At 73.3% G+C, this 20,354-nt stretch carries 19 protein-coding genes; 8 read left to right on the plus strand and 11 right to left on the minus strand.

Annotated features, from left to right (window positions below):
• The first annotated feature begins 2 nt into the window (after positions 1-2).
• From ACFYM2_RS00710 to ACFYM2_RS00735, 6 genes are read left to right on the plus strand one after another with little or no spacing between them, the layout of a single operon-like run.
• Positions 3-1,316: an O-antigen ligase family protein gene (locus ACFYM2_RS00710; protein WP_388832207.1), complete on the plus strand. Its 1,314-nt coding sequence runs from the start codon at positions 3-5 to the stop codon at positions 1,314-1,316.
• On the plus strand, positions 1,313-2,929 hold the full coding sequence (gene murJ, locus ACFYM2_RS00715) for a murein biosynthesis integral membrane protein MurJ (protein ID WP_388832210.1): 1,617 nt from the start codon (positions 1,313-1,315) through the stop codon (positions 2,927-2,929). Before ACFYM2_RS00710 ends, murJ begins: the two co-directional genes overlap by 4 nt.
• On the plus strand, positions 2,919-3,704 hold the full coding sequence (locus tag ACFYM2_RS00720; protein WP_388832213.1) for a polysaccharide deacetylase family protein: 786 nt from the start codon (positions 2,919-2,921) through the stop codon (positions 3,702-3,704). Before murJ ends, ACFYM2_RS00720 begins: the two co-directional genes overlap by 11 nt.
• A complete protein-coding gene (locus ACFYM2_RS00725; RefSeq protein WP_388832215.1) occupies positions 3,701-4,927 on the plus strand; it encodes a glycosyltransferase in 1,227 nt (408 codons plus the stop codon). The genes ACFYM2_RS00720 and ACFYM2_RS00725 overlap by 4 nt, the downstream gene beginning before the upstream one ends.
• Positions 4,924-5,589: a lipopolysaccharide biosynthesis protein gene (locus ACFYM2_RS00730; protein WP_358994660.1), complete on the plus strand. Its 666-nt coding sequence runs from the start codon at positions 4,924-4,926 to the stop codon at positions 5,587-5,589. The genes ACFYM2_RS00725 and ACFYM2_RS00730 overlap by 4 nt, the downstream gene beginning before the upstream one ends.
• Positions 5,589-6,719, plus strand: coding sequence for a GNAT family N-acetyltransferase (locus ACFYM2_RS00735; RefSeq protein WP_388832218.1), 1,131 nt, complete (start codon positions 5,589-5,591; stop codon positions 6,717-6,719). The genes ACFYM2_RS00730 and ACFYM2_RS00735 overlap by 1 nt, the downstream gene beginning before the upstream one ends.
• On the opposite strand, the gene ACFYM2_RS00740 is transcribed toward ACFYM2_RS00735, so the two are convergent.
• The 4 genes from ACFYM2_RS00740 to ACFYM2_RS00755 all read right to left on the minus strand — a co-directional run bounded on the left by ACFYM2_RS00740 (position 6,705) and on the right by ACFYM2_RS00755 (position 10,492).
• Entirely contained in the window at positions 6,705-7,937 is a 1,233-nt protein-coding gene (locus tag ACFYM2_RS00740) for a glycoside hydrolase family 26 protein (RefSeq protein ID WP_388832221.1), read from the minus strand. The two genes, ACFYM2_RS00735 and ACFYM2_RS00740, sit on opposite strands and share 15 nt — an antisense overlap.
• 276 nt (positions 7,938-8,213) lie before the next feature.
• Entirely contained in the window at positions 8,214-9,413 is a 1,200-nt protein-coding gene (locus tag ACFYM2_RS00745) for a chaplin family protein (protein ID WP_388832224.1), read from the minus strand.
• Positions 9,414-9,570: 157 nt separating this feature from the next.
• The gene (locus ACFYM2_RS00750; RefSeq protein WP_358994812.1) at positions 9,571-9,795 is read right to left on the minus strand and encodes a chaplin; all 225 of its coding nucleotides are present in this window, start codon (positions 9,793-9,795) and stop codon (positions 9,571-9,573) included.
• Positions 9,796-10,081: 286 nt separating this feature from the next.
• Positions 10,082-10,492, minus strand: a complete 411-nt coding sequence (locus ACFYM2_RS00755) for a rodlin (RefSeq protein WP_350231047.1) — start codon at positions 10,490-10,492, stop codon at positions 10,082-10,084.
• A 319-nt stretch (positions 10,493-10,811) separates the two neighbouring features.
• Here ACFYM2_RS00755 and ACFYM2_RS00760 point away from each other — a divergent pair, with 319 nt between their 5' ends.
• Complete coding sequence (locus ACFYM2_RS00760; RefSeq protein WP_358994649.1) at positions 10,812-11,222, plus strand: rodlin; 411 nt, start codon at positions 10,812-10,814, stop codon at positions 11,220-11,222.
• A 141-nt stretch (positions 11,223-11,363) separates the two neighbouring features.
• On the opposite strand, the gene ACFYM2_RS00765 is transcribed toward ACFYM2_RS00760, so the two are convergent.
• Entirely contained in the window at positions 11,364-11,558 is a 195-nt protein-coding gene (locus ACFYM2_RS00765; protein ID WP_358994646.1) for a hypothetical protein, read from the minus strand.
• Positions 11,559-11,727: 169 nt separating this feature from the next.
• Between ACFYM2_RS00765 and ACFYM2_RS00770 the strand changes: the two genes are divergently transcribed.
• Positions 11,728-12,135: a rodlin gene (locus tag ACFYM2_RS00770; RefSeq protein ID WP_388832227.1), complete on the plus strand. Its 408-nt coding sequence runs from the start codon at positions 11,728-11,730 to the stop codon at positions 12,133-12,135.
• Between the two features lie 90 nt (positions 12,136-12,225).
• On the opposite strand, the gene ACFYM2_RS00775 is transcribed toward ACFYM2_RS00770, so the two are convergent.
• The 6 genes from ACFYM2_RS00775 to ACFYM2_RS00800 all read right to left on the minus strand — a co-directional run bounded on the left by ACFYM2_RS00775 (position 12,226) and on the right by ACFYM2_RS00800 (position 20,066).
• A complete protein-coding gene (locus ACFYM2_RS00775; protein WP_388832230.1) occupies positions 12,226-12,876 on the minus strand; it encodes a TetR/AcrR family transcriptional regulator in 651 nt (216 codons plus the stop codon).
• Positions 12,864-13,598 (minus strand): enoyl-CoA hydratase family protein, encoded by a 735-nt coding sequence (locus ACFYM2_RS00780; protein WP_358994637.1) that lies wholly within the window; start codon positions 13,596-13,598, stop codon positions 12,864-12,866. Before ACFYM2_RS00780 ends, ACFYM2_RS00775 begins: the two co-directional genes overlap by 13 nt.
• Complete coding sequence (locus tag ACFYM2_RS00785; RefSeq protein ID WP_388832233.1) at positions 13,595-15,265, minus strand: AMP-binding protein; 1,671 nt, start codon at positions 15,263-15,265, stop codon at positions 13,595-13,597. The genes ACFYM2_RS00780 and ACFYM2_RS00785 overlap by 4 nt, the downstream gene beginning before the upstream one ends.
• 141 nt (positions 15,266-15,406) lie before the next feature.
• The gene (locus tag ACFYM2_RS00790) at positions 15,407-16,540 is read right to left on the minus strand and encodes an acyl-CoA dehydrogenase family protein (RefSeq protein ID WP_358994631.1); all 1,134 of its coding nucleotides are present in this window, start codon (positions 16,538-16,540) and stop codon (positions 15,407-15,409) included.
• Entirely contained in the window at positions 16,537-18,423 is a 1,887-nt protein-coding gene (locus tag ACFYM2_RS00795; RefSeq protein WP_388833055.1) for an acetyl/propionyl/methylcrotonyl-CoA carboxylase subunit alpha, read from the minus strand. Before ACFYM2_RS00795 ends, ACFYM2_RS00790 begins: the two co-directional genes overlap by 4 nt.
• A gap of 41 nt (positions 18,424-18,464) precedes the next feature.
• On the minus strand, positions 18,465-20,066 hold the full coding sequence (locus tag ACFYM2_RS00800; RefSeq protein WP_388832236.1) for an acyl-CoA carboxylase subunit beta: 1,602 nt from the start codon (positions 20,064-20,066) through the stop codon (positions 18,465-18,467).
• Positions 20,067-20,354: the final 288 nt, after the last annotated feature.

Here is a 20,354-nt window from a genome sequence, read left to right on the forward strand (position 1 = left end):
GCGTGTACGCCCTCGCGGCCGCGCCGCCGCTCTCCCCGAGGATCCCGCGCCGGGCCGTGCGCCTGCTGCCCCTGCTCGCCGTGATCGTCCTGCTCGCCACGCCACCGCTGGGCGGCGACGGCTCGGCGACGGCCGCCGACGCCGCGTGCGGGGTCCTCGTGGTGTGGGCGCTGGTCCAGGTCGTCCGCCGCGGGCAGCGGCCGCTGAGCCGGCGGGCCGCGCTCGTCATGGGGCTCCCGGTGACCGGGATCTGCGTCGCCGCGACGGGCGCCGCCGACGCCTCCACCGCCGTCGCCGGGCTCGGCCGCTACCTCCAGATCTTCGTGCTCGTCCCGCTCGCCGTGCTGCTCCTGCTGCGCGACCGCGACGACTTCCGCCTCGCGGCCCGCGCCGTGGTGGCGCTCGCCCTGTTCGAGGGCGGCATCGGCGTCCAGCAGTACCTGACGTCCACCGGCGCCTCCTACATGGGCGAGGACATCCGGGCGGTCGGCACCTTCGGCGCGTCCGACATCATGGGCATGGCCACCGTCGTCTCCTGCGGGCTGCTCTGCGCCGTCGGCCTCGCCCTCGACCCCGGCGCCGGCCGCGCCCACCGGGGCGCCGCGCTCAGCTGCGCCGCGCTGCTGCTCCTGCCGCTCGCAGTGTCGTTCAGCCGGGGCGCCTGGATCGCCACGGCCCTCGCGTCCTGCGCGACGCTGTTCCTCTCCGGCGCCCGGCGCGCCCTCGTCGTCCTGGCGGCCCTCGCCGCCGCCCTCGTCGTCCTCGTCGGCGCCAGCGGCTCGGGCAGCCACATGCTCCAAGAACGCCTCTCCAGCATCACCCAGGTCGAGAGCGCCCCCGACCAGTCCGTCACCGACCGGTACACGATGTGGGCGGCGGCAGAACTGATGTGGCGTCAATCTCCGCTCACCGGCGTCGGGTTGAAGGGTTTTCCCGCCCACCGTGACGCGAACTCCTCGCTCGCCCTGTCCTCCGGAAGCGACACCGCGGGCGCCGGCGCCGCCTTCAAGCGCCAGCCCCTGCTCTCGCCGCACAACATGTACCTCCTGGTCCTGAGCGAGCAGGGCCTCATCGGCGTCGTCACCCTGGTCGGCGGCTGGGCGGCGCTCCTGGTCGCCGGGGTGCGCCGGCTGCGCCTGGCGCGCCGCGACGGCGCCCCGCTGGACTGCGCGCTCGTCGCCACCGGTCTGCTGACCTGGCTCCTCGTGGACTTCTTCTACGGGGACATCGGCGGCCCCTCCACCGCCCTGACCGCGCTCGTCCTCGGCCTCGCCGCCTGGTGGGCGCTCGCGGCGCGAGAGGCGGCCCGGCCGTGACGGAGACCGCTCCCCCGCTGCTTCCCGCGCCCGCCGCGCCCCCCGAACCCGGCGCGTCGGGGCGGCTGCTGGCGCGGGCCGCGTTCCTGACCGCCGCCCTCACCGTCGCCGGGGCCGTCCTCGGTCTCCTGCGCGACCAGGCCTTCGCGCACGTCTTCGGCGCCGACACCGACACCGACGCCTTCCTGGTGGCCTGGACGATCCCGGAGGTCGCCGCGACCCTGCTGATCGAGGACGGGCTCGCCTTCGTCCTGGTCCCCGCCTTCAGCCTCGCCCTGGTCCGGCGCGGGCGGCCCGGGCCCGATCCGGTCCGCGCCCTGGTCGCGGCCACCCTGCCCCGGCTCACGCTCGCCCTCATGGTGGGCGCCGCCGCCCTGATCGCGGCCGCGCCCGCCGTGGTGGCGGTCCTGGCGCCGGGGCTGCCCCGCGCCGACCTCGCCGTCGACTGCACCCGCGCGACCGCGACCTGCGTGTTCACCTTCGGACTCACCGGCTACGCGAGCGCCGCCCTGCGCGGCCACGGCCGCTTCCTCGCGCCCGCCTCGATCTACGTCGCGTACAACGTGGGCATCATCGCGCTGCTCCTGCTGCTCGGCGGGGTGTGGGGGGTGCGGGCCGCCGCCGCCGGGGTCGCGCTCGGCGGCGTCCTCATGATCCTCGTACAGCTCCCGGCGCTGTGGCGCAGCTGGCGCCGCCGCGAGCGCCCGCCCGCTGTGCCCGCCGCGCGCCGCGAGCCCGGCGACAGCGCCGCGCGGGCTCTGCGGCTCGCGCTGGTCGCGCCCGTGGTGGTGTTCGCGCTCAGCCGCCAGACGCAAGTCCTCATCGAGCGCTTCCTCGCGGCGCCGCTGCCCGCCGGAGCCATCTCGCATCTGAACTACGCGCAGAAGGTGGCGCAGATGCCGATGGTGCTCTCCCTGATGCTGTGCACGGTCACCTTCCCCGTCATCGCGCGCGCCCTGGCCGCAGGCGACACCGAACGGGCCAGGCGCCGCGTGGAGAGCGACCTGGTCGTGGCCGGCACCATCGTGCTGACCGGCGCGTCCGTGGTGGTGGCCTGCGCGCCGCAGATCATCCATCTCCTGTTCCAGCGCGGCGCGTTCACCGCCCACGACACCGCGGCCACCGCCGCCGTGATGCGGGTCTACGCGCTCGGTCTGCTCGGCCAGACCCTCGTCGGGGTCCTGGCGCGCTCCTACTTCTCCGAGGCGCGCCCCCTGTGGTTCCCGGCCTGCGCGATGCTGGCCGGGCTCGCCTCGACCGCCGTGGCCGGCGCGCTCGCCGTCCCGGCGTGGGGCGCGCCCGGCATCGCCGCCGCCAACGCGCTCGGCATCACCTTGACCGCGCTGCTGCTCCTGTGGGGCAGCGGGCGGCGCCGTACGGCTCTGTCCGTGCGCCGGGTGGGCGGCGGGCTCGCCCGTCTCCTGGTGGCCGCGTGCGGCGCGACCGCCGCGTGCTGGTGGGGCGCGTCCGCTTCGTCCGACCCGCTGGCCGCGCTCGCTCTCGGGGCGCCGGCCGCCGTCCTCACCTTCGCCGTCGTGGCCCGTCTGCTGCGGGTCAGGGAGTTCTGTCTGCTGTTCCGTCCCGTCACACGAAAGCTCTGGCATGCCCGTTGACACGGCAGTCGGCGACCCACGGGGTCCACTGACTGGTTCGAGACCCCGCCCCGCATCGCCGCTGTGGGTGGCCATGTACCACTCGGTGTCCCACACCACGGACGATCCGTACCACATCACCGTCTCGCCGCCCCGCTTCGAGCGCCAGCTGCGCTGGCTGCGCCACCGGGGCCTGCGGGGGGTGAGCATGGCCGAACTGCTGCGGGCCCGCGCCGCCGGCACCGCCCGGGGCCTGGTCGGCCTCACCTTCGACGACGGGTACGCCGACTTCGCCGGCGACGCCCTCGCGCTGCTGCGCCGTTACGAGTACACGGCCACGGTGTTCGTGCTCCCGGGCCTGCTCGGCGCCACCAACGAATGGGACCCGCTCGGCCCGCGCCGCCCCCTGCTCGATGAGCGCGGCATCCAGCGGGCCGCGACCTGGGGCATGGAGGTCGCCTCGCACGGCCTGCGCCACCTCGATTTGACCGACATCGACGAGGAGAGCCTGCGCCGCGAGGTCCAGCTCAGCCGCCGGCTGCTCGGGGAGCTCACCGGGCAGGAGGTGACGGGCTTCTGCTACCCCTACGGCGCGGTCGACGTACGCGCCATCGACGCGGTCCGCGCGGCCGGCTACCGGTACGCCTGCGCCATCGACCCGGGCCCGCTCACCGGCCGCTACGCGCTGCCCCGCGTCCACGTCGGCGAACGCGACACCGCCTGGCGGCTGCGCCTCAAGCGCGGTCTGCACCGCTGGCGCCGCGAGGACCCCACCGACCTGCCGGAGGGCTCGTGAAGGTCCTGCACGTCATCACCGGCCTCGGCGTCGGCGGCGCCGAGCAGCAACTGCGGCTGCTGCTGCGGCACTTGCCCTACGAGGCGGACGTGGTGACGCTCACCAACCCCGGCGCCGTGGCCCGCGCCATCGTCGCCGACGGCGGCCGGGTGCGCGACCTGGCCATGGCGGGCAACCGCGACCTGGCCGCGCTGCCCCGGCTGACCCGGCTCATCGCGGGCGGCCACTACGACGTCGTCCACACCCATCTCTACCGGGCCTGCCTGTACGGGCGTCTCGCGGCCCGGCTGGCCGGGGTGCGTACCGTCGTGGCCACCGAGCACTCCCTGGGCGAGACCCGCATGGAGGGCCGCCCGCTGGGCCCCGGCGTGCGCGGTCTCTACCTGGCGAGCGAACGGCTCGGCACGGCGACCGTCGCGGTCTCCCCCACCATCGCCCGGCGCCTGGTCCGCTGGGGCGTGCCCCGGCACCGCGTCCAGGTGGTGCCGAACGGCATCGACGCGGCGCGCTTCGCCTTCGATCCCGCCGCGCGCACGGCCGTACGCCATCAACTGGGCCTGCCCGACGGGGCGTTCGCGATCGGCGCGGTGGGCAGGCTCGCGGCGGGCAAACGCTTCCACGTCCTGCTCGACGCGCTCGCCGAACTCCCCGGCGCCTGGCTGGTGCTGGCGGGCGGCGGCGACCAGGAACAGGCCCTGCGGGCCCGCGCCGACCGGCTCGGCGTGGCCGGCCGGGTGGTCTTCGCGGGCGAGTGCCCCCAGGACGACACGGGCCCCGAGGGTGCGGGCCCCGCCCTGCCCGGGCTGCTCAGCGCCGTGGACTGCCTGGCCTCGCCCTCGGGCGACGAGGCGTTCGGGCTCGCGGTCCTGGAGGGGATCGCCGCTGGGCTCCCGGTGGCGTACGTGACCTGCCCGGCCGTCGACGACCTGCCGGCCGGATCCGTGCCCGGCGCCCTGCGCACCGGCCGCACGGCCGCCGCCTTCACCGGCGCCCTGCGCGAGCTGCGCCGGGCCGGCCCCGGCCGGCTGCCCGTGCCCGACGCGGTGCGCCGCTACTGCGTCACCACGACCTCCGCCCAGCTGGTGCGGGTGTACGAGGCGGCGGCGGCCCGCGTGCCGCTGCCACGACCCGCGTACGACACGGCGTACGACACGGCGCCCGGGCCCGCTCCCGGCGCGGCGCACCCCACGACGAACACCTCGGAGAAAGAAGAGACCCGATGAGCCAAGCCCTAGGCCCGCGCCCGCCGCACGGCACCGGCGGCCGGCCGCGCGCCCGGTCGCTGCCCCGCTGGTGGCCGTTGCCGGTGTGCGCGCTGCTCGGTGCGATGGCGGGCGGCGTGTACGGCCTGGTGAAGACGCCCGAGTACAGCGCGACCAGCTATGTCGTGGTCACCCCCACGCAGAAGGCGGACCCCTCGGTCGCGCTCGGCTTCGCGCAGGCCTACGGACGCGTCGCGACCGAGGTCGCCCTCATCGGGGACGCCCAGGTGTGGGCGGGGGTCAGCGCCGCGACCCTGCGCGACAGTGTGCAGACGGCGACGTCGCCCGACGCGCCGATGATCGCGATCACCGCCACGTCGGAGCGCGCCACGGACGCCGCGGGCATCGCCAACGCGGTGGCCCGCGCCCTGAGCGTCAACGGCACGCACAACCAGGCGCAGACCGGGGTCCGCGTGGTGCAGTTCTCGCGCGCCGCCAAGCCGCTCGCCCCCTCCTCCCCCTCGGCCTCGCTCACCGCCCTGGTGGGCGGCTGCGCGGGCGGTCTGCTCGGCGGGCTCGCGCTGCTGACCGGGCCCCGCCGTCGCGACGACGCCGGGCCCGGGCTCATGGCGTCGGTCCCGGGACCGGCCGGCGCGGCCTGCGTACCGCAGGAGGTCGGCTAGTGTCCGAGCTCCGCGTGGAGGTGTGCACCGGGGAGCTGCCCTTCGCCGACCTGGCGCCCAACTGGCTCCGCCTGCACCGCAGTTGCGCCGCCGCCACCCCTTTCCAGAGTCACGCCTGGCTGCACTCGTGGTGGCTCTCGTACGGAACGCCCGGGCGCCTTCGGGTCCATCTGGTCTACCGGGGCGAGGAGTTGGTCGGCGCGGCGCCACTGATGCGGGTGCCGCGCCCGCTGCCCGCCCTGGTGCCGCTCGGCGGGCCCATCTCCGACTTCACGGACGTCCTCCTGCACGACGCGTACGCCGACGAGGCCGCGGCCGCTCTCACGAAGGCCCTGGCGCGCTCGGCCCGGGGCGCCCTGATCGACCTGGGCGAGGTCCGCGAGGGCGCCGGAGCCGAACGCGTCCACGCCAACTGGCCAGGACCCAAACGCCGGTTGACGGATTCGGGCTGTCTCGAACTGCCCGCCGCCGGCATGGACGTCCTCCTTTCCCGGCTGCCCGCCAACCGCGCCCAGCGCGCCCGCGCCAAGCTGCGGAAGATCGACGCGCTGGGCATCGAGCAGCGCGAGGTGCCGGCCGACGAGGTGCCCGGCGCCCTGCGCACCCTGCTCGCCCTGCACGGGCTCCAGTGGCAGGGGCGCGGGGTGACCCCCGAGCACACCCGCCCGCGCTTCGAGGAGCACCTGGCGCGTGCGGTGGGCGAGATGACCCGGCACGGGGACGCGGTGGTCACCGAGTTCCGCCTCGACGGCGAGGTCGTCGCATCCGATCTGACCCTGCTCTCGCCCGCGCTCGCGGGCGGCTACCTGTACGGGGCCCACCCGGATCTGCGCGGCCGCAAGGTGGACGTGGCCACGATGCTGCTGCGAGCGGGCGCCCGGCGCGTCGACGGCAGCGGCCGGAGCGCGCTGAGCATGCTGCGCGGCAACGAACCGTACAAGCAGCACTGGCGGCCCGAGGTCCGGGTCAACCAGCGCTTCCTGCTCGCCCGGCGGCGCACCGTCGCGCTGCTGTGGGCCGCCGCGCTGCACGCGGGGCTGCGGCGCCGCGCGGGCGATGCGGCGCGCGCCTGGCGCAGGCGGCGGGACGAGCGGAGCCGCCCCGCCGCCGGGTCCTCAGCTCCTGCGTGAGAACCAGTCGAAGCGCAGGCACAGCTTGCCCCCGATCCAGTACTCCGCCCACGACCCGAGATCGACCGGCGCGCACTTGGCGGGCGCCTCGGGAGCCGTCGGCGCGGCCGGCTTCGCGTTCGGCGCGGTCGAGGGCAGGGGGCTGGCCGGCGCCGAGGGCGGGCTCACGGGGGCGGCGGGCTGCGCACTCGCGGGCGCCGAAGGCTGCGTGGTGGCGGCGGGGCGGCCGTACAGGAGCGTGCGGTAGACCTCGGCGGAACGGGGGTTGTCCTCGCACTCCCACACGCCGTGCGGGCAGTAGTCGGTGATGGTGTTGTAGACGGGCTTGTGCGCGTCCATCCAGGCCAGCATGCGGCGCATGTACTCGGGGTTGTCGCCGTTGCGGAAAAGCCCCCACTCCGGATACGAGATGGGCTTGTGGTGCGCGGCGGCGAAGTCCACGTGCTCCTGGAGGCCGTAGGGCTCCTTGACCTGCCGGTCGAAGTCCTGGCCCGGCGGCTGGTCGTAGGAGTCCATGCCGATGATGTCGACGACGTCGTCGCCCGGATAGCACTCGGTCCACGGCACCGCGTCCCGGCCCCGGCTCGGCGCGAAGTCGAAGCGGAACTTCTGACCCGGGACCGACCGCATGGCGGCCACGGCGTTCTTCCAGTACGCCTTCCACGCCGCCGGGTCGGGCCCGCAGCGGTGGGTGTACGTCGTGCCGTTCATCTCCCAGCCGAGCACGATCACCGTGTCGGGGATCTTGAGGTCGACCAGCCGCTGGGCCAGCCGCTTGAAGTGCTCGTCGAACTGCCCCTCCGCGCCCATGGCCAGCAGCCGCCGCACCCGCACGTCGGGGACCCCGGCCTCGTTGAGCGCCTGCATCGGCACGTTCAGGACGAGGGTGCGGTCGTCGCGCTCCCTGCGCCAGGAGGCCCAGGCGTCGAGGAACCCGGCCCGTCCTTCGATGTCGTTCCAGGTGTTGCCGGGCAGATACGTGTGCCCGACCCGGATGTCCACTCCGCCGAGCCACTGCTCAAGGGCGGCGATCCGGCGCACCCCGAGGACGCCGGAGTCCAGGAACGCGCCGAAGTTCTGGACGGAGGGGTGGGCCGGCGGCGGGGCGTCGGGCGTGGGCGTGGGCGTGGGCGTGGGCGCCAGAGCGAGACTGAAGAGAGCACCCGCCACCAGAACGCTCGTCGTGAAGGTGGCCGCTCGATGACGTCGTCGACGCATGCGCGCTCCCTTGGTTCGAAGGACCTCCCCGGGTTCCCGGTTGGAAAATATTCTTATTGCGCCGATAGGGAAGCTAAGCAGCCCACGCCGGAAGCCCCCCGAACGGCTGTACGCCATGTGCCGCCGCGGAAACTGTCTCTGATGGGCCATCAGGGCGCGTTGCGGGCGTGCGGACGTGCGTGCGTGCGGGGACGCCGAAGGGCCCGGCTCCTGGGGAGGAGCCGGGCCCTTGGCCGTCATGTGCCGCGGTGCGGGTGTCCTGGTGGACGCCTCGGGTCAGGCCTTGGCCATCGCCCGGCCGCGCCGGTAGAGGACGCCGCCGCCGAGCACGAGCCCGGCAGCCCCGGCGGCGGCCGCCGCGAGGAGCGCGGGGTCGGCCCCGGTGTCGGCCAGATGCGCGGCGGCCACGGGCGCGACGACCCGGGCGACGGGCTGCGCGGGCACGGCGTGCCGCGCGTGGTGCGGGGTCCCGTGGTGCACGGGGGGCGCCGCGTGGACGGGGGGCGCGTGGTGCACGGGCGGGGCCTGGTGAACCGGCGGAAGGTGCCGCTCCGGAGGCGCGTGGTGCACCTCGTGGCCCGGCGGGCAGTGGTGGGGCGGCAGCACGTGGTGAGCGGGCGGGGCCACCTCGTACGCCGGGGGCGCGTGGTGCGCGTGCTGCGCCGGGGGCGCGTGACGGACCGGCGGAGCCTGGTAAACGGGCGGAGCCGCGTGGTGCACGGGCGGGGCCACGTGGACGGGCGGGGCCACGTGAACCGGGGGTGCCGCGTGGACCGGCGGGGCCGCGTGGTGCACGGGCGGAACCGCGTGAACCGGCGGGGCCGCGTGGTGCACGGGCGGGGCCGCGTGGACCGGCGGGGCCGCGCGGTGGGCCGGCGGGGCGGCGTGGCGTACCGGCGGGGACGCGTGGTGGGACCGGTGCATGGGCGGGGTCTCGGGCCGCGTCGCGCAGTGGTTGCCGAACGCCGGGTTGAGCAGGCCCACCACGTTCACCGTGTTCCCGCACGCCTGCACGGGCACATCGACCGGCGCCGACGCGGAGTTGCCGGACGCCACACCCGGGGAACCGCTGGTCACGCTGTGCGCCTGACTGCCGCCCGCGTGGTGATGGTGGTGGTGGCGCTCGGGGGCGTACGCCCCGGCGTACTCCCGCGCGTGGAAGTCGCCGTACGCCTCCTGCGACGGGGCACCGGGGCGCCCCGCGTCCTCGCCCGGGCCGTCGTCGGCGCCCACGCCCGCGTGGTCGGCGGCGATTTCGGCGGTCTCGGCGGCCTCGGCCGCGCGCTCGGCGGACGACGAGACCGTCGCGCAGTTGTTCCCGAAGGTCGGGTTGAGCGCTCCGACCGGGTTCACCGAATTCCCGCACGCCTGGACCGGGACATCCACGGGCGCCGAGATCGTGTTCCCCGAAAGGATACCTGGCGAGCCCACGTTCTCGGATTCGGCGCCTGCGGCCTGCGCGTAATTCGCGCTCATCGAAAGGACGCTCGTGGCTGCCACGGCAGTGAACAGGGTCTTACTGAGGACCTGGCGCAATGGACTGTCTTCCGTCGCGGAGAAAAGTGGGGGAAACCGACTTTGGGGCGTGCGGTGGGCACGCCCCAAAATCAGAGTGGAGAGTCCTGGCGCTACATCACTTGTTGATGCAGGTGTTGCCGAACGCGGGGTTCAGCAGCCCGATGACGTCAATGGTGTTGCCGCAGACGTTGATCGGGACGTGGACCGGGACCTGGAGCAGGTTGCCCGACAGAACGCCCGGGCTGTTGACAGCCGCACCCTCGGCACCGGCGTCGGCGAACGCCGGGGCGGCACCGCCCGCGGCGATGACAAGGCCGGTCAGAACCGTCGCAGTCTTCATGTACTTCACGTGGTTTTCCTTCCCTCAGTCAAAAAGTCGCGCAACCAGTCGTTGCTCACGGCGCGTTGCCAGAGCTTTCGCCCAAGGAGCCGCTGACGACTTGGTAACGATTGATTCCGGCAAAGGAAACCGAAACGGAACATCACTGCCGCTTTCCTCACCCAAATGGCAGGAGCACCAGCTGTTCGCGCCACGCCCCCTCGGCCGTCGTGCGATGCGCGCCGAAGAATCCGGGCCGCCGCGGCCCCAATGTGAGGACCGCGGCGGCCCGAGCGGCGGCAGGGACTCAGCTGCCGGAGGCGCCGTTGCCCGAGAGCACCGGGATGTCGTCCAGGATGTGCGACAGCGCCTCGTCGCGCTTGGCCTGGGTCGAGTTCTCGGTGCACTGCTGCGTCTGCGGCGAGGACAGGATCGGGATGTCCTGGACGCCGACGTTGACCAGGGCGACGATGTTCTGGATGTCGGCCTTGAGCGGGAGGCCGATGCACGGCTTGTTCAGGGAGCCCTGGACCAGCGACAGCTGCGGGCTCATGTCGCCTTCGGTCTTCGAGTTGCCGAAGGCCTGCTTCGCGCCGTTGCCGCTGAGCGAGGTCGTGCCGGTGTCGTTGCCGATGGCCATGGCCTGGGGGGCCAGCATGGCGGTGGCGCCCACAATCGAAACGGCGGCGGCGGACGCGGCCATAACCTTCTTGAGCATGGTCTTCCCTTTTCTTGGTGGAGAGCACGTGCAGTACCGCGCCCATATCCACTGCGCCGTACTACTGCCTGGTCAACTTCACCGAACTGGTTTGGTTCCGCCACATCACCCGAACGGTTCTCAGGCGGGACGGAGAATGCCGAACACCCCGCCGCGGACACCGTCATACGATCTCCATACAATCCCAAACCGCACAGGCGCGGGGACGTGTTCGGCCCTATTTTCGTACGGCCGAAAGAGTGAAGGGAAGAAACCGATCCGCCGTGCGGGCCGTTGGTCAGGAGGCTCCGTCTGGGGCATCCACCAGAAAGGGACCAGCGTGATCAAGAAGGCTATGGCGGCAGCGGCCGTCGGCGTGTCCGTGGTCGGCGCGTCCGCGGCGATGGCGCCGCAGGCGATGGCGATCGGCAACGACAGCGGGACCACGTCGGTCAGCGGCAACAACGCGTTGCAGTCGTACGGGAACTCCGCCACGTACGGCAACATGAGCCCGCAGATCGCACTGATCCAGGGTTCGTTCAACAAGCCCTGCATCGCCTTGCCTGCCAAGGCCAACATCCAGAACATCCTCGCCCTGGTGAACGTCGGAATCCAAGACATCCCGATCCTGTCCTCGCCGCAGACGCAGCAGTGCACCGAGAACTCCACCCAGGCCAAGGGCGACGAGGCGCTGTCGCACATCCTGAGCAACATCCCGGTCCTCTCGGGGAACGGCGCCTCGCACAGCTGAGTTCAGGGATGTCAGGACGGCCGGGCCGCTGTCAATCCCTTCGGGGGTCCGACGCCCTGATGTCCTAGGCCGGATCGCCGGCGCACTCCGACGATCCGGCTTTTTCACGCCCGCCACCCGACAAGGTGGCGTCGCGGCTTTTCAGTCCGGCCAGTGAAAACCGTTGACCAGCGCATTCCATTCCCAGTCGGGCCGGCCAGGCACCGTACGCTTTTCCGCGGCCCAGGAACGCACCAGGTCCGCGTAGACGGGTTCGGCCGCCGCCTGGCTCTCGAATCGTCGCCGAGTGATCGGGACGAATGCCCCCCGGCGCCAGGCGCCCTGCGTCTCGGTCATGTTTCCTCACCATCGGTCCGCGGTCACTGCCTCATTAACAAGGCATTACCACGGCCGGGCGGAGTCGATTCCGCAATGCTCTGTCCGGGGGACAGGGCGCAACCAAAAGAATTTCCTACCGTTCTCTTCACAGATCCCCATCAGTGGAATCAGACCAACAGGAGTAGACATGCAGAAGTTGTGGTCGGCCGCAGCCGTCGCCGCCGCCGTTTCCGGTGTCGCGATGATGGCCGCGCCGCAGGCGATGGCCATTGGCAACGACAGCGGCACGACGTCGCTCAGCGGCAACGGCGCCGAGCAGGCCTTCGGCAACTCGAAGACCGACGGCGACATGAGCCCCCAGATGACCCTGGTCCAGGGCTCCCTGAACAAGCTGTGTGTCGGCCTCCCGGTCAAGGCCGACATCCAGAACATCGTCGCCCTGGTCAACGTCGGCGTCCAGGACATCCCCGTCCTGTCCTCGCCGCAGACGCAGCAGTGCACCGAGAACTCCACCCAGGCCAAGCGCGACGAGGCCCTGTCGCACATCCTGGACGACATCCCGGTGCTCTCCGGCAACGGCGCCGCCGGCAGCTGAGCAGTCCCCTCGACGGCCGGCCCCGGGTCACCCGGGGCCGGCCGTTTGGCGTGTCCGGCCGTTTCGCGTGGCCGGCCCCGAGCGGCAGGCTCAGCGCAGCGCCTCGTCCAGGAGCACCGCCCACTGCGCCACGACCCGCTCCCGGCGCGCCGCGTCGTCGGTGAGCACATTGGCCAGGCCAAGACCCCGCGCCATGTCGAGGAAGCCCTGCACCGTCTCGCGCACACCCGGCACGGACTCGTCGGCGCCGAGCAGTTCCACCGCGATCCGGTGCGATTCGCGGCCCACCCGCGCCTCCAGCTCGGTCACCCGCGCGTGCAGCTGGGGCTCGTTGGACGCGGCGACCCACAGATGGAGCGCGGCCCGGAACAGCGGGCCCGTGTAGAGCCCGACGAGGGCCGCGACCACCTCGCGGCGGTCACTGCGGTCAAGGGCCCGCAGCGCGTGGGAGCGCCGCTCGGCGACGTACTCGACCGCCGCAGTGAACAGGTCCTCGCGGGTGGGGAAATGGTGCTGGGCCGCGCCCCGCGAGACCCCGGCGCGCTCGGCGACCACCGACACCGTGGAGCCCGCCCAGCCATGCTCGGCCAGACACGCGACGGCCGCCTCCAGGAGGCGCTGCCGGGTGGCCCGGCTGCGGTCCTGTTTGGGGGTCTTCGGCGGAGGCTTCGGGGTCTTCGGCGGGGGCGCGGGGGTGGCCGGTGGGAGCGCGGGGGTATTCGGTGGGGTCACAACACCCATGCGGGGTCCCGTCGTTCGAGGAAGGCCGTCACTCCCTCCCGCGCCTCGGCGGAGGCGAAGAGGGACGCCGAGCGGGCGGTCAGCTCCGTCGACCAGCGGTCGAAGGTCTCCGCCACGGTAGCCGTGACCAGAGCCTTCGACGCCGCCAGGCCCTCGGGCGAGGATCTGCGCAGCCCGTCGAGGACCGGTGCGAGGGCCGCGTCGACGTCGTCGGCGGCCACCGTGACAAGGCCGCTGCGGGCCGCTTCCGCCGCGTCGAACCGCTCCCCCGTCAGGTAGTAGCGGCTCGCGGCGCGCGGGTCCATGCGCACCAGGACCGGCATGGAGATCACCGCGGGCGCGAGACCGAGGCGTGCCTCGGTGAACGCGAACGTGGACGCCGGCCCCGCGACCGCGATGTCGCAGGCCGCGAGCAGCCCGAGGCCGCCCGCGCGGACATGTCCCGTCACCCGCGCCACCACCGGTTTGCGCAGGTCGACCACGGCCCGCATCAGAGCGACGAAGGCCTCGGGGTCGGGCGGCGCCTTCAGGTCGGCGCCCGCGCAGAACGTGCCGCCGGCGTGGGTGAGCAGCACGGCCCGTACGCCCGGATCTTCCGCGCACCGCGCGAGCGCCGCGCCCAGCTCGGCCACCAGGTCCGCCGACAGGGCGTTGCGATTGGCGGGCGAGTCGAGGACGAGCGTGGTGACGCCCCGCTCGTGGGTGTCCTTGACGAGGGTCACGCCTGGCTCTCCTTCTGGTCGCGTGCGCGCAGTTCGCGTCTGAGGATCTTGCCCGACGCGGCCCGTGGCACCTGGTCGACGAACCCCACCCGGCGGACCTTCTTGTACGGGGCGACGCGTTCGGCGACGTACGCCATCACCTCGTCCGCGCCGAGCTCCCCCGCCCCGGGCGCGCGCACCACGAACGCCTTCGGCACCTCGTTGCCGTCCCCGTCGGTGACCCCGATGACGGCGGCGTCCGCGATCGCCGGGTGCGTGAGCAGGAGCGCTTCCAGTTCGGCCGGGGCGACCTGGAAGCCCTTGTACTTGATGAGCTCCTTGACCCGGTCGACGACGTACAGCCAGCCGTCCTCATCCACGCGCCCGACGTCGCCGGTGTGCACCCAGCCGTCCGCATCGATGAGCTCGGCGGTCGCCTCTGGCCGGCCCAGATAGCCCTTCATGACCTGCGGCCCCCGGATCGCGATCTCGCCCGCCTCGCCGGGGTCCGCGTCGCGGGCCGGGTCGTCCAGGCGCAGGATCCGCAGCTCCGTGGAGGGCAGCAGTTTGCCGACCGCGCCGGGCGGAGGGTGCGGGGCGGACAGGGGCACGACGTGGGTGGCCGGTGACAGCTCGGTCATGCCGTACGCCTGGCGCACCGGCGGCAGCCCGAGCCGGTCCGAACAGGCCTGCGCCAGGTGGGGGTCGAGCGGGGCGGCCGCGCTCAGGACGTACTCGACCGAGGACAGGTCGTAGCGCGCGACGGCGGGGTGTTTGGCCAGGGCGAGCACGATGGGCGGGGCGACGTATAGGCCGGTGACGCGGTGCTTCTCGATGGCCCGCAGGAACAGGTCGAGATCGAAGCGGGGCAGCACCACGACGGTGGCGCCGGCCCGCAGCGGGGCGTTCATGAGGGCGGTCATCCCGTAAATGTGAAAAAACGGGAGTATCGCGAGGATGCGGTCGCCGGGTGCCATCGGGACCAGCGGGTGGAGCTGCGCCAGATTGGTGGCGATGCCGCGGTGGGTGAGCATGACGCCCTTGGGGACGCCGGTCGTGCCGGAGGAGTAGGGCAGGACGGCGATGTCCTCGCCGGGGTCGATCGTGACGCGGGGGTCGGCGGTGACGCCCGCAGTGGTGTCCGCGTCCGCAGGGGTGTACGTGGCCAGCAGGTCGTGGGCGACCGAGCGGTGTCCCGGCGCCCGGTCGCAGACGAAGATCTCCTGGATGCCGCCCGCGAGCTCGGCGGCCCGCCGGGCGGTAGCGAGGAGCGGGGCGACGGTGACGATCCAGCGCGCGCGGGAGTCGGTGAGCTGCCGGGCGAACTCCTCGGCCGTGCACAGCGGGTGGGCGGTGGTGACGGCGGCACCGGCGCGGCTCGCGCCGTAGAGCACCACGGGGTACAGGATCGAGTTGGGGCTGTGCAGGGCGAGCACATCACCCTTGCGCACCCCGGCGGCGGCGAGCGCGGACGCCAACCTCCGGTGCCAGGCGTCGAGTTGGCCGTACGTGATCGCCGCGGCGCCGGTCGGATCGGTGCCGTCGATGAGCGCGACTGCGTCGGGGTGGGTGGCGGTGGAGCGGGCGAGGACCGCCTCGTGGATGGGCAGGTCGAGGACGGGCACATCGGTGTACTCGCTGCGGTGGACACGGGGCGCTTGGGGCGCGGGAACGTCAGGGGAGTCCATGCAGGGGTCTCCTAGTACGACGGACAGGACTTGTCGAGGGCGCGAGGGCGCGAGGGCGCGGGCGCGGGAGCCCCACGCCGGCAAGCACGCACGGCAAGCACGCACGCCGGGCGCGCACGGGCCGACCGCCCAGGCCCGGGCCTAGTACGACTTCGGGAGCCCCAGGGTCTGGTGCGAGACGTAGTTGAGGATCATCTCGCGGCTGACCGGCGCGATCCTGGCCACCCGGGCGGCCGTGATGAGCGCGGCCAGACCGTACTCGCGGGTCAGGCCGTTGCCGCCCAGGGTGTGGACGGCCTGGTCGACCGCCTTCACGCACGCCTCGGCCGCCGCGTACTTGGCCATGTTGGCGGCCTCGCCCGCCCCGGCGTCGTCGCCCGCGTCGTACAGCGCGGCCGCCTTCTGCATCATCAGACGGGCCAGTTCGAGCTCGATGTGGGCCTGGGCGAGCGGGTGGGCGATGGCCTGGTGGCCGCCGATGGGCTGCTTCCACACCTGCCGGGTGGTGGCGTACTCGACGGCCCTGGCGAGCGCGTAGCGGCCCATGCCGATCGCGAACGCCGCCGTCATGATCCGCTCGGGGTTGAGCCCGGCGAAGAGCTGGAGCAGACCCGCGTCCTCGTCCCCGACCAGGGACGCGGCGGGCAGCCGCACCTCGTCGAGGACCAGCTCGAACTGCTTCTCGGCGGCGTGAAGTTCCATGTCGATCATCGAGCGCTCAAAGCCCGGGGTGTCACGCGGAACGATGAACAGGCAGGGCTTGAGGCGGCCCGTACGGGCGTCCTCGGTGCGGCCGACGATGAGGGTGGCGTCCGCGATGTCCACGCCGGAGACGAAGACCTTGCGGCCGTTCAGGACCCAGTCGTCGCCGTCGCGCCGCGCGGTGGTGGTGATGCGGTGCGAGTTGGAGCCCGCGTCGGGCTCGGTGATGCCGAACGCCATGGTGAGCGTGGCGTCCGCGAGCCCCGGCAGCCAGGTGCGTTTCTGCTCCTCGGTGCCGAAGCGGGCGATGACCGTGCCGCAGATGGCGGGCGAGACCACCATCATCAGGAGCGGACAGCCCGCCGCCCCCAACTCCTCCAGAACGATGGACAGTTCGGCCATGCCGCAGCCTCCGCCGCCGTGCTCGGCGGGCAGGTTGACGCCGAGGTAGCCGAGCTTGGCGGCCTCCGCCCACAGCGCCGGACGGTCGAAGGCGCGTCCGTGACGCGCGCCGAGCGCGGCGACGGCGGCCCGCAGGTCCTGGTTCTCCTGGCTTTCGATGACACCGCTCATGCTTCTTCGGCCTCCGATGTGACGACGGCGAGCAGGGCACCGACCTCGACCTGGCGGCCGCGGACGGCGTGGAGCGCGGTGAGCGTGCCGGAGGCCGGAGCGGTGACGCGGTGCTCCATCTTCATGGCCTCCAGCCACAGCAGCGGCTGCCCCGCGACGACGCGGCAGCCCTCCTCGACCCCGTCCGCCACCCGCACGACGACCCCCGGCATGGGGGCGAGCAGCGAGCCGGGCGCGACCAGGTCGCCGGGGTCGGTGAAACGGGGGCGGACGGCGAGGACGTGACATCCGGACGCGGAGTCGACGTACACGGTGTCGCCATGACGACAGACCGCGAACTCCCGTACCACGCCCTCGATTTCGAGCCGTACGCGATCGGGCGCGGCGGCCACGAGCCGCACGCCGGGGTGGTCCTCGGCTTCGAGGCCGTGGCGGGTGAGCCGGTAGCGGACCTCGTGGTCGCCGTACCGCTTGATCTGGGGCTGCGAGGGCACGTTGCGCCAGCCGCCGCCCAGACGTCCGGTCCGCGCGCTCGCGTCCGCGAGGGCGGCGGCGAGCGCGGCGTGGTGGGCGCCGGGCAGGGGCGCGGTGAGCTCGGCGAGGTTGCGGTCGTAGAAGGCGGTGTCCAGGCGCCCCTGGGCCGGGCCCTCGGTGAAGTCGGGGTGGCGCAGGGAGCGTACGAGCAGGTCGCGGTTGGTGGCGGGGCCGTGGACGCGGGCACGTTCCAGGGCGTGGGCGAGCCTGCGGGCGGCTTCGGCGCGGGTCGGCGCGTGGGCGACGGCCTTGGCGAGCAGGGAGTCGTAGTGGACGCCGACGGTGTCGCCGTCCGCGTACCCCCGGTCCAGGCGCACCCCGCCGACGGCCAGACGGTGCACGGTGCCGGTGCCGGGCGCCCAGCCGTCGGCCGGGTCCTCGGCGTACAGGCGGGCCTCGATGGCGTGGCCGCGCGGTGCGGGCGGGGCCGGCGCGAGGGCGTCTCCCTCGGCGATCCGCAGCTGGAGGGCGACGAGGTCGAGGCCGAACACGGCCTCGGTGACGGGATGTTCGACCTGGAGGCGGGTGTTCATCTCCAGGAAGTGGACGGTGCCGCCGGCGACCAGGAACTCCACGGTGCCCGCGCCCCGGTAGTCGGTGGCCTTCGCGGCCCGCACGGCGAGGGCGTACAGCTCCGCCTCCGTCTCGGGGGCGAGCGCGGGCGCGGGGGCCTCCTCGATGACCTTCTGGTGGCGGCGCTGGAGGGAGCAGTCGCGCGTGCCGAGCACCCAGACCGTGCCGTGGGCGTCGGCGAGTATCTGCACCTCGACGTGGCGGCCGCCCTCGATGTAGGGCTCGACGAACACGTCCCCGTCCCCGAACGCCCCGAACGCCTCGGCGCGAGCGGCCGCCAACTCGCTTTCCAGCGCCTCCAGTTGACGCACCACGCGCATGCCGCGCCCGCCGCCGCCCGCCGACGCCTTGACGAGCAGCGGCAGATCGCTCTGCGTGACGTCGGCGAGCTCCAGGGGCGTAAGGCCCATGAGTTCCTTGGCGCGGGTCTTGGAGGCCATCGCCTCGATCGCCTCGGGGGGCGGCCCGATCCAGGTGAGCCCGGCGGCGGTGACCGCCCGCGCGAAATCCGCGTTCTCGGAGAGGAACCCGTACCCCGGGTGCACGGCGTCGGCGCCCGCCGCCAGCGCCGCCGCGACGACGCGGCCCGCCCGCAGATACGTCTCGCCCGGCGTGGACCCCGGCAGCCGTACGGCGACGTCGGCCTCCCGCACGTGCAGGGCGCCCGCGTCGGCGTCGGAGAAGACCGCGACCGTGGCGATGCCCAGCTCACGGCAGGTGCGAAAGACCCGGCAGGCTATCTCGCCCCGGTTGGCGACGAGTACGGACGTGATCATGGTCTTCGGTTCGGTCATGGTCTTCGGCTCGGTCATGGCCCTCACATCCGGAAGATGCCGAAGCCGCCACGGGCGCCTTCGACGGGGGCGGTGTGGATCGCGGACAGGCACAGGCCAAGGACGGTCCGGGTGTCACGGGGGTCGATGACGCCGTCGTCGTAGAGCCGCCCGGACAGGAACATCGGCAGCGACTCGGTCTCGATCTGCCGCTCCACCATCGCGCGCAGCGCGGCGTCCGCGTCGTCGTCGTACGGCTGCCCCTTGGCCCCCGCGGAGGCGCGCGCCACCAGCGAGAGGACGCCGGCGAGCTGCTGGGGCCCCATCACGGCGGACTTGGCGCTGGGCCAGGCGAAGAGGAACCGGGGGTCGTAGGCGCGCCCGCACATCCCGTAGTGCCCGGCGCCGTAGGAGGCGCCGATGAGGACGGACAGATGCGGCACCCGGGAGTTGGACACCGCGTTGATCATCATCGCGCCGTGCTTGATGATGCCGCCCTGCTCGTACTCCTTGCCGACCATGTAGCCGGTGGTGTTGTGCAGGAAGAGCAGCGGAATGTCCCGCTGATTGGCGAGCTGGATGAACTGGGCCGCCTTCTGCGACTCGGCCGAGAAGAGCACGCCCTGGGCGTTGGCGAGGATGCCGACGGGATAGCCGTGCAGCGCGGCCCAGCCGGTGACCAGGCTCGTCCCGTACAGCGGCTTGAACTCGTCGAAGTCGGAGGCGTCCACGATGCGGGCGATGACCTCGCGCGGGTCGAAGGGGGTCTTCAGGTCTTCGGGGACGATGCCGAGCAGTTCCTCCTCGTCGTACTTGGGCGGCTCGGCGAGCCCCGCCGGATCGGGGTGCGCCTTGCGGTGGTTGAGGCGGGCGACGATGCGGCGGGCCTGGCGGATCGCGTCCTGCTCGTCCACGGCGAAGTGGTCGGCGAGCCCGGAGGTGCGGGCGTGCATCTCGGCGCCGCCCAGCGACTCGTCGTCGCTCTCCTCGCCGGTGGCCATCTTGACGAGCGGCGGCCCCCCGAGGAACACCTTGGACCGCTCCTTGATCATCACGGTGTGGTCGGACATGCCGGGGATGTACGCGCCGCCGGCCGTGGAGTTGCCGAAGACGACGGCGACGGTGGGGATGCCGGCGGCGGAGAGCCGGGTGATGTCCCGGAAGATCGCGCCGCCCGGGATGAAGATCTCCTTCTGCGAGGGCAGGTCGGCGCCGCCGGACTCCACGAGGCTGACGCAGGGGAGGCGGTTGGTGTACGCGATCTCGTTCGCGCGCAGGGCCTTCTTCAGCGTCCAGGGGTTGGACGCGCCGCCCCGGACGGTGGGGTCGTTGGCGGTGATCAGGCACTCGACGCCCTCGACGGTGCCGATGCCGGTGACCATCGAGGCGCCGACGGGGTAGTCGCTCCCCCAGGCGGCGAGCGGCGACAGCTCCAGGAACGGGGTGTCCTCGTCCAGCAGCAGCTCGACGCGCTCCCTGGGCAGGAGCTTGCCACGTCGCCGGTGGCGCTCGGTGTACTTCTCACCCCCGCCGGCGATGGCACGGGCATGCTCGCCCGCCAGCTCGTCGAGCTTTCCCCGCATGGCCTCGGCGGCCCGGCGGAACGCGGGGGCGGTGGGGTCGAGAGCGGAGGGAAGGGTCGGCATGGGACGCGCTCCTTGAGGAGGGGGTTGGAGGGCCGGGGAGGGGGTCGCGATTCGGGTGCGGGTGGGTCGCGATTCGGGTGCGGGTGGGGGCGCCTGCGGCGGGCATTCCCCCACCCCGCCCCTTCCCGAAACCCGCCGGGGGTGAGAGCGAGCCAGAGCCAGCCGCCACCGGGCGACGCCGGGTGCCCTACAGGGCGCGGCCAGCGGAACGGGCCGCACTCTGCCCAACCCGGGCTGCCCTACAGGGGCGCGAGGAACTGCGCGACCAGCCACGCACCACCCGCACAC

Origin of the sequence: Streptomyces sp. NPDC006711 (genome assembly GCF_042869775.1) — a bacterium.
Lineage (GTDB): Bacteria > Actinomycetota > Actinomycetes > Streptomycetales > Streptomycetaceae > Streptomyces.

Excerpts from the sequence above, each read along its gene's own strand:
- ACFYM2_RS00720 (WP_388832213.1), top strand. The coding sequence starts at position 2,919 with ATGCCCGTTGACACGGCAGTCGGCGACCCACGGGGTCCACTGACTGGT.
- ACFYM2_RS00730 (WP_358994660.1), top strand. The coding sequence starts at position 4,924 with ATGAGCCAAGCCCTAGGCCCGCGCCCGCCGCACGGCACCGGCGGCCGG.
- ACFYM2_RS00740 (WP_388832221.1), bottom strand. The coding sequence starts at position 7,937 with ATGCGTCGACGACGTCATCGAGCGGCCACCTTCACGACGAGCGTTCTG.
- ACFYM2_RS00745 (WP_388832224.1), bottom strand. The coding sequence starts at position 9,413 with ATGAGCGCGAATTACGCGCAGGCCGCAGGCGCCGAATCCGAGAACGTG.
- ACFYM2_RS00750 (WP_358994812.1), bottom strand. The coding sequence starts at position 9,795 with ATGAAGACTGCGACGGTTCTGACCGGCCTTGTCATCGCCGCGGGCGGT.
- ACFYM2_RS00755 (WP_350231047.1), bottom strand. The coding sequence starts at position 10,492 with ATGCTCAAGAAGGTTATGGCCGCGTCCGCCGCCGCCGTTTCGATTGTG.
- ACFYM2_RS00765 (WP_358994646.1), bottom strand. The coding sequence starts at position 11,558 with ATGACCGAGACGCAGGGCGCCTGGCGCCGGGGGGCATTCGTCCCGATC.
- ACFYM2_RS00770 (WP_388832227.1), top strand. The coding sequence starts at position 11,728 with ATGCAGAAGTTGTGGTCGGCCGCAGCCGTCGCCGCCGCCGTTTCCGGT.
- ACFYM2_RS00775 (WP_388832230.1), bottom strand. The coding sequence starts at position 12,876 with ATGGGTGTTGTGACCCCACCGAATACCCCCGCGCTCCCACCGGCCACC.
- ACFYM2_RS00785 (WP_388832233.1), bottom strand. The coding sequence starts at position 15,265 with ATGGACTCCCCTGACGTTCCCGCGCCCCAAGCGCCCCGTGTCCACCGC.
- ACFYM2_RS00790 (WP_358994631.1), bottom strand. The coding sequence starts at position 16,540 with ATGAGCGGTGTCATCGAAAGCCAGGAGAACCAGGACCTGCGGGCCGCC.
- ACFYM2_RS00795 (WP_388833055.1), bottom strand. The coding sequence starts at position 18,423 with ATGATCACGTCCGTACTCGTCGCCAACCGGGGCGAGATAGCCTGCCGG.
- ACFYM2_RS00800 (WP_388832236.1), bottom strand. The coding sequence starts at position 20,066 with ATGCCGACCCTTCCCTCCGCTCTCGACCCCACCGCCCCCGCGTTCCGC.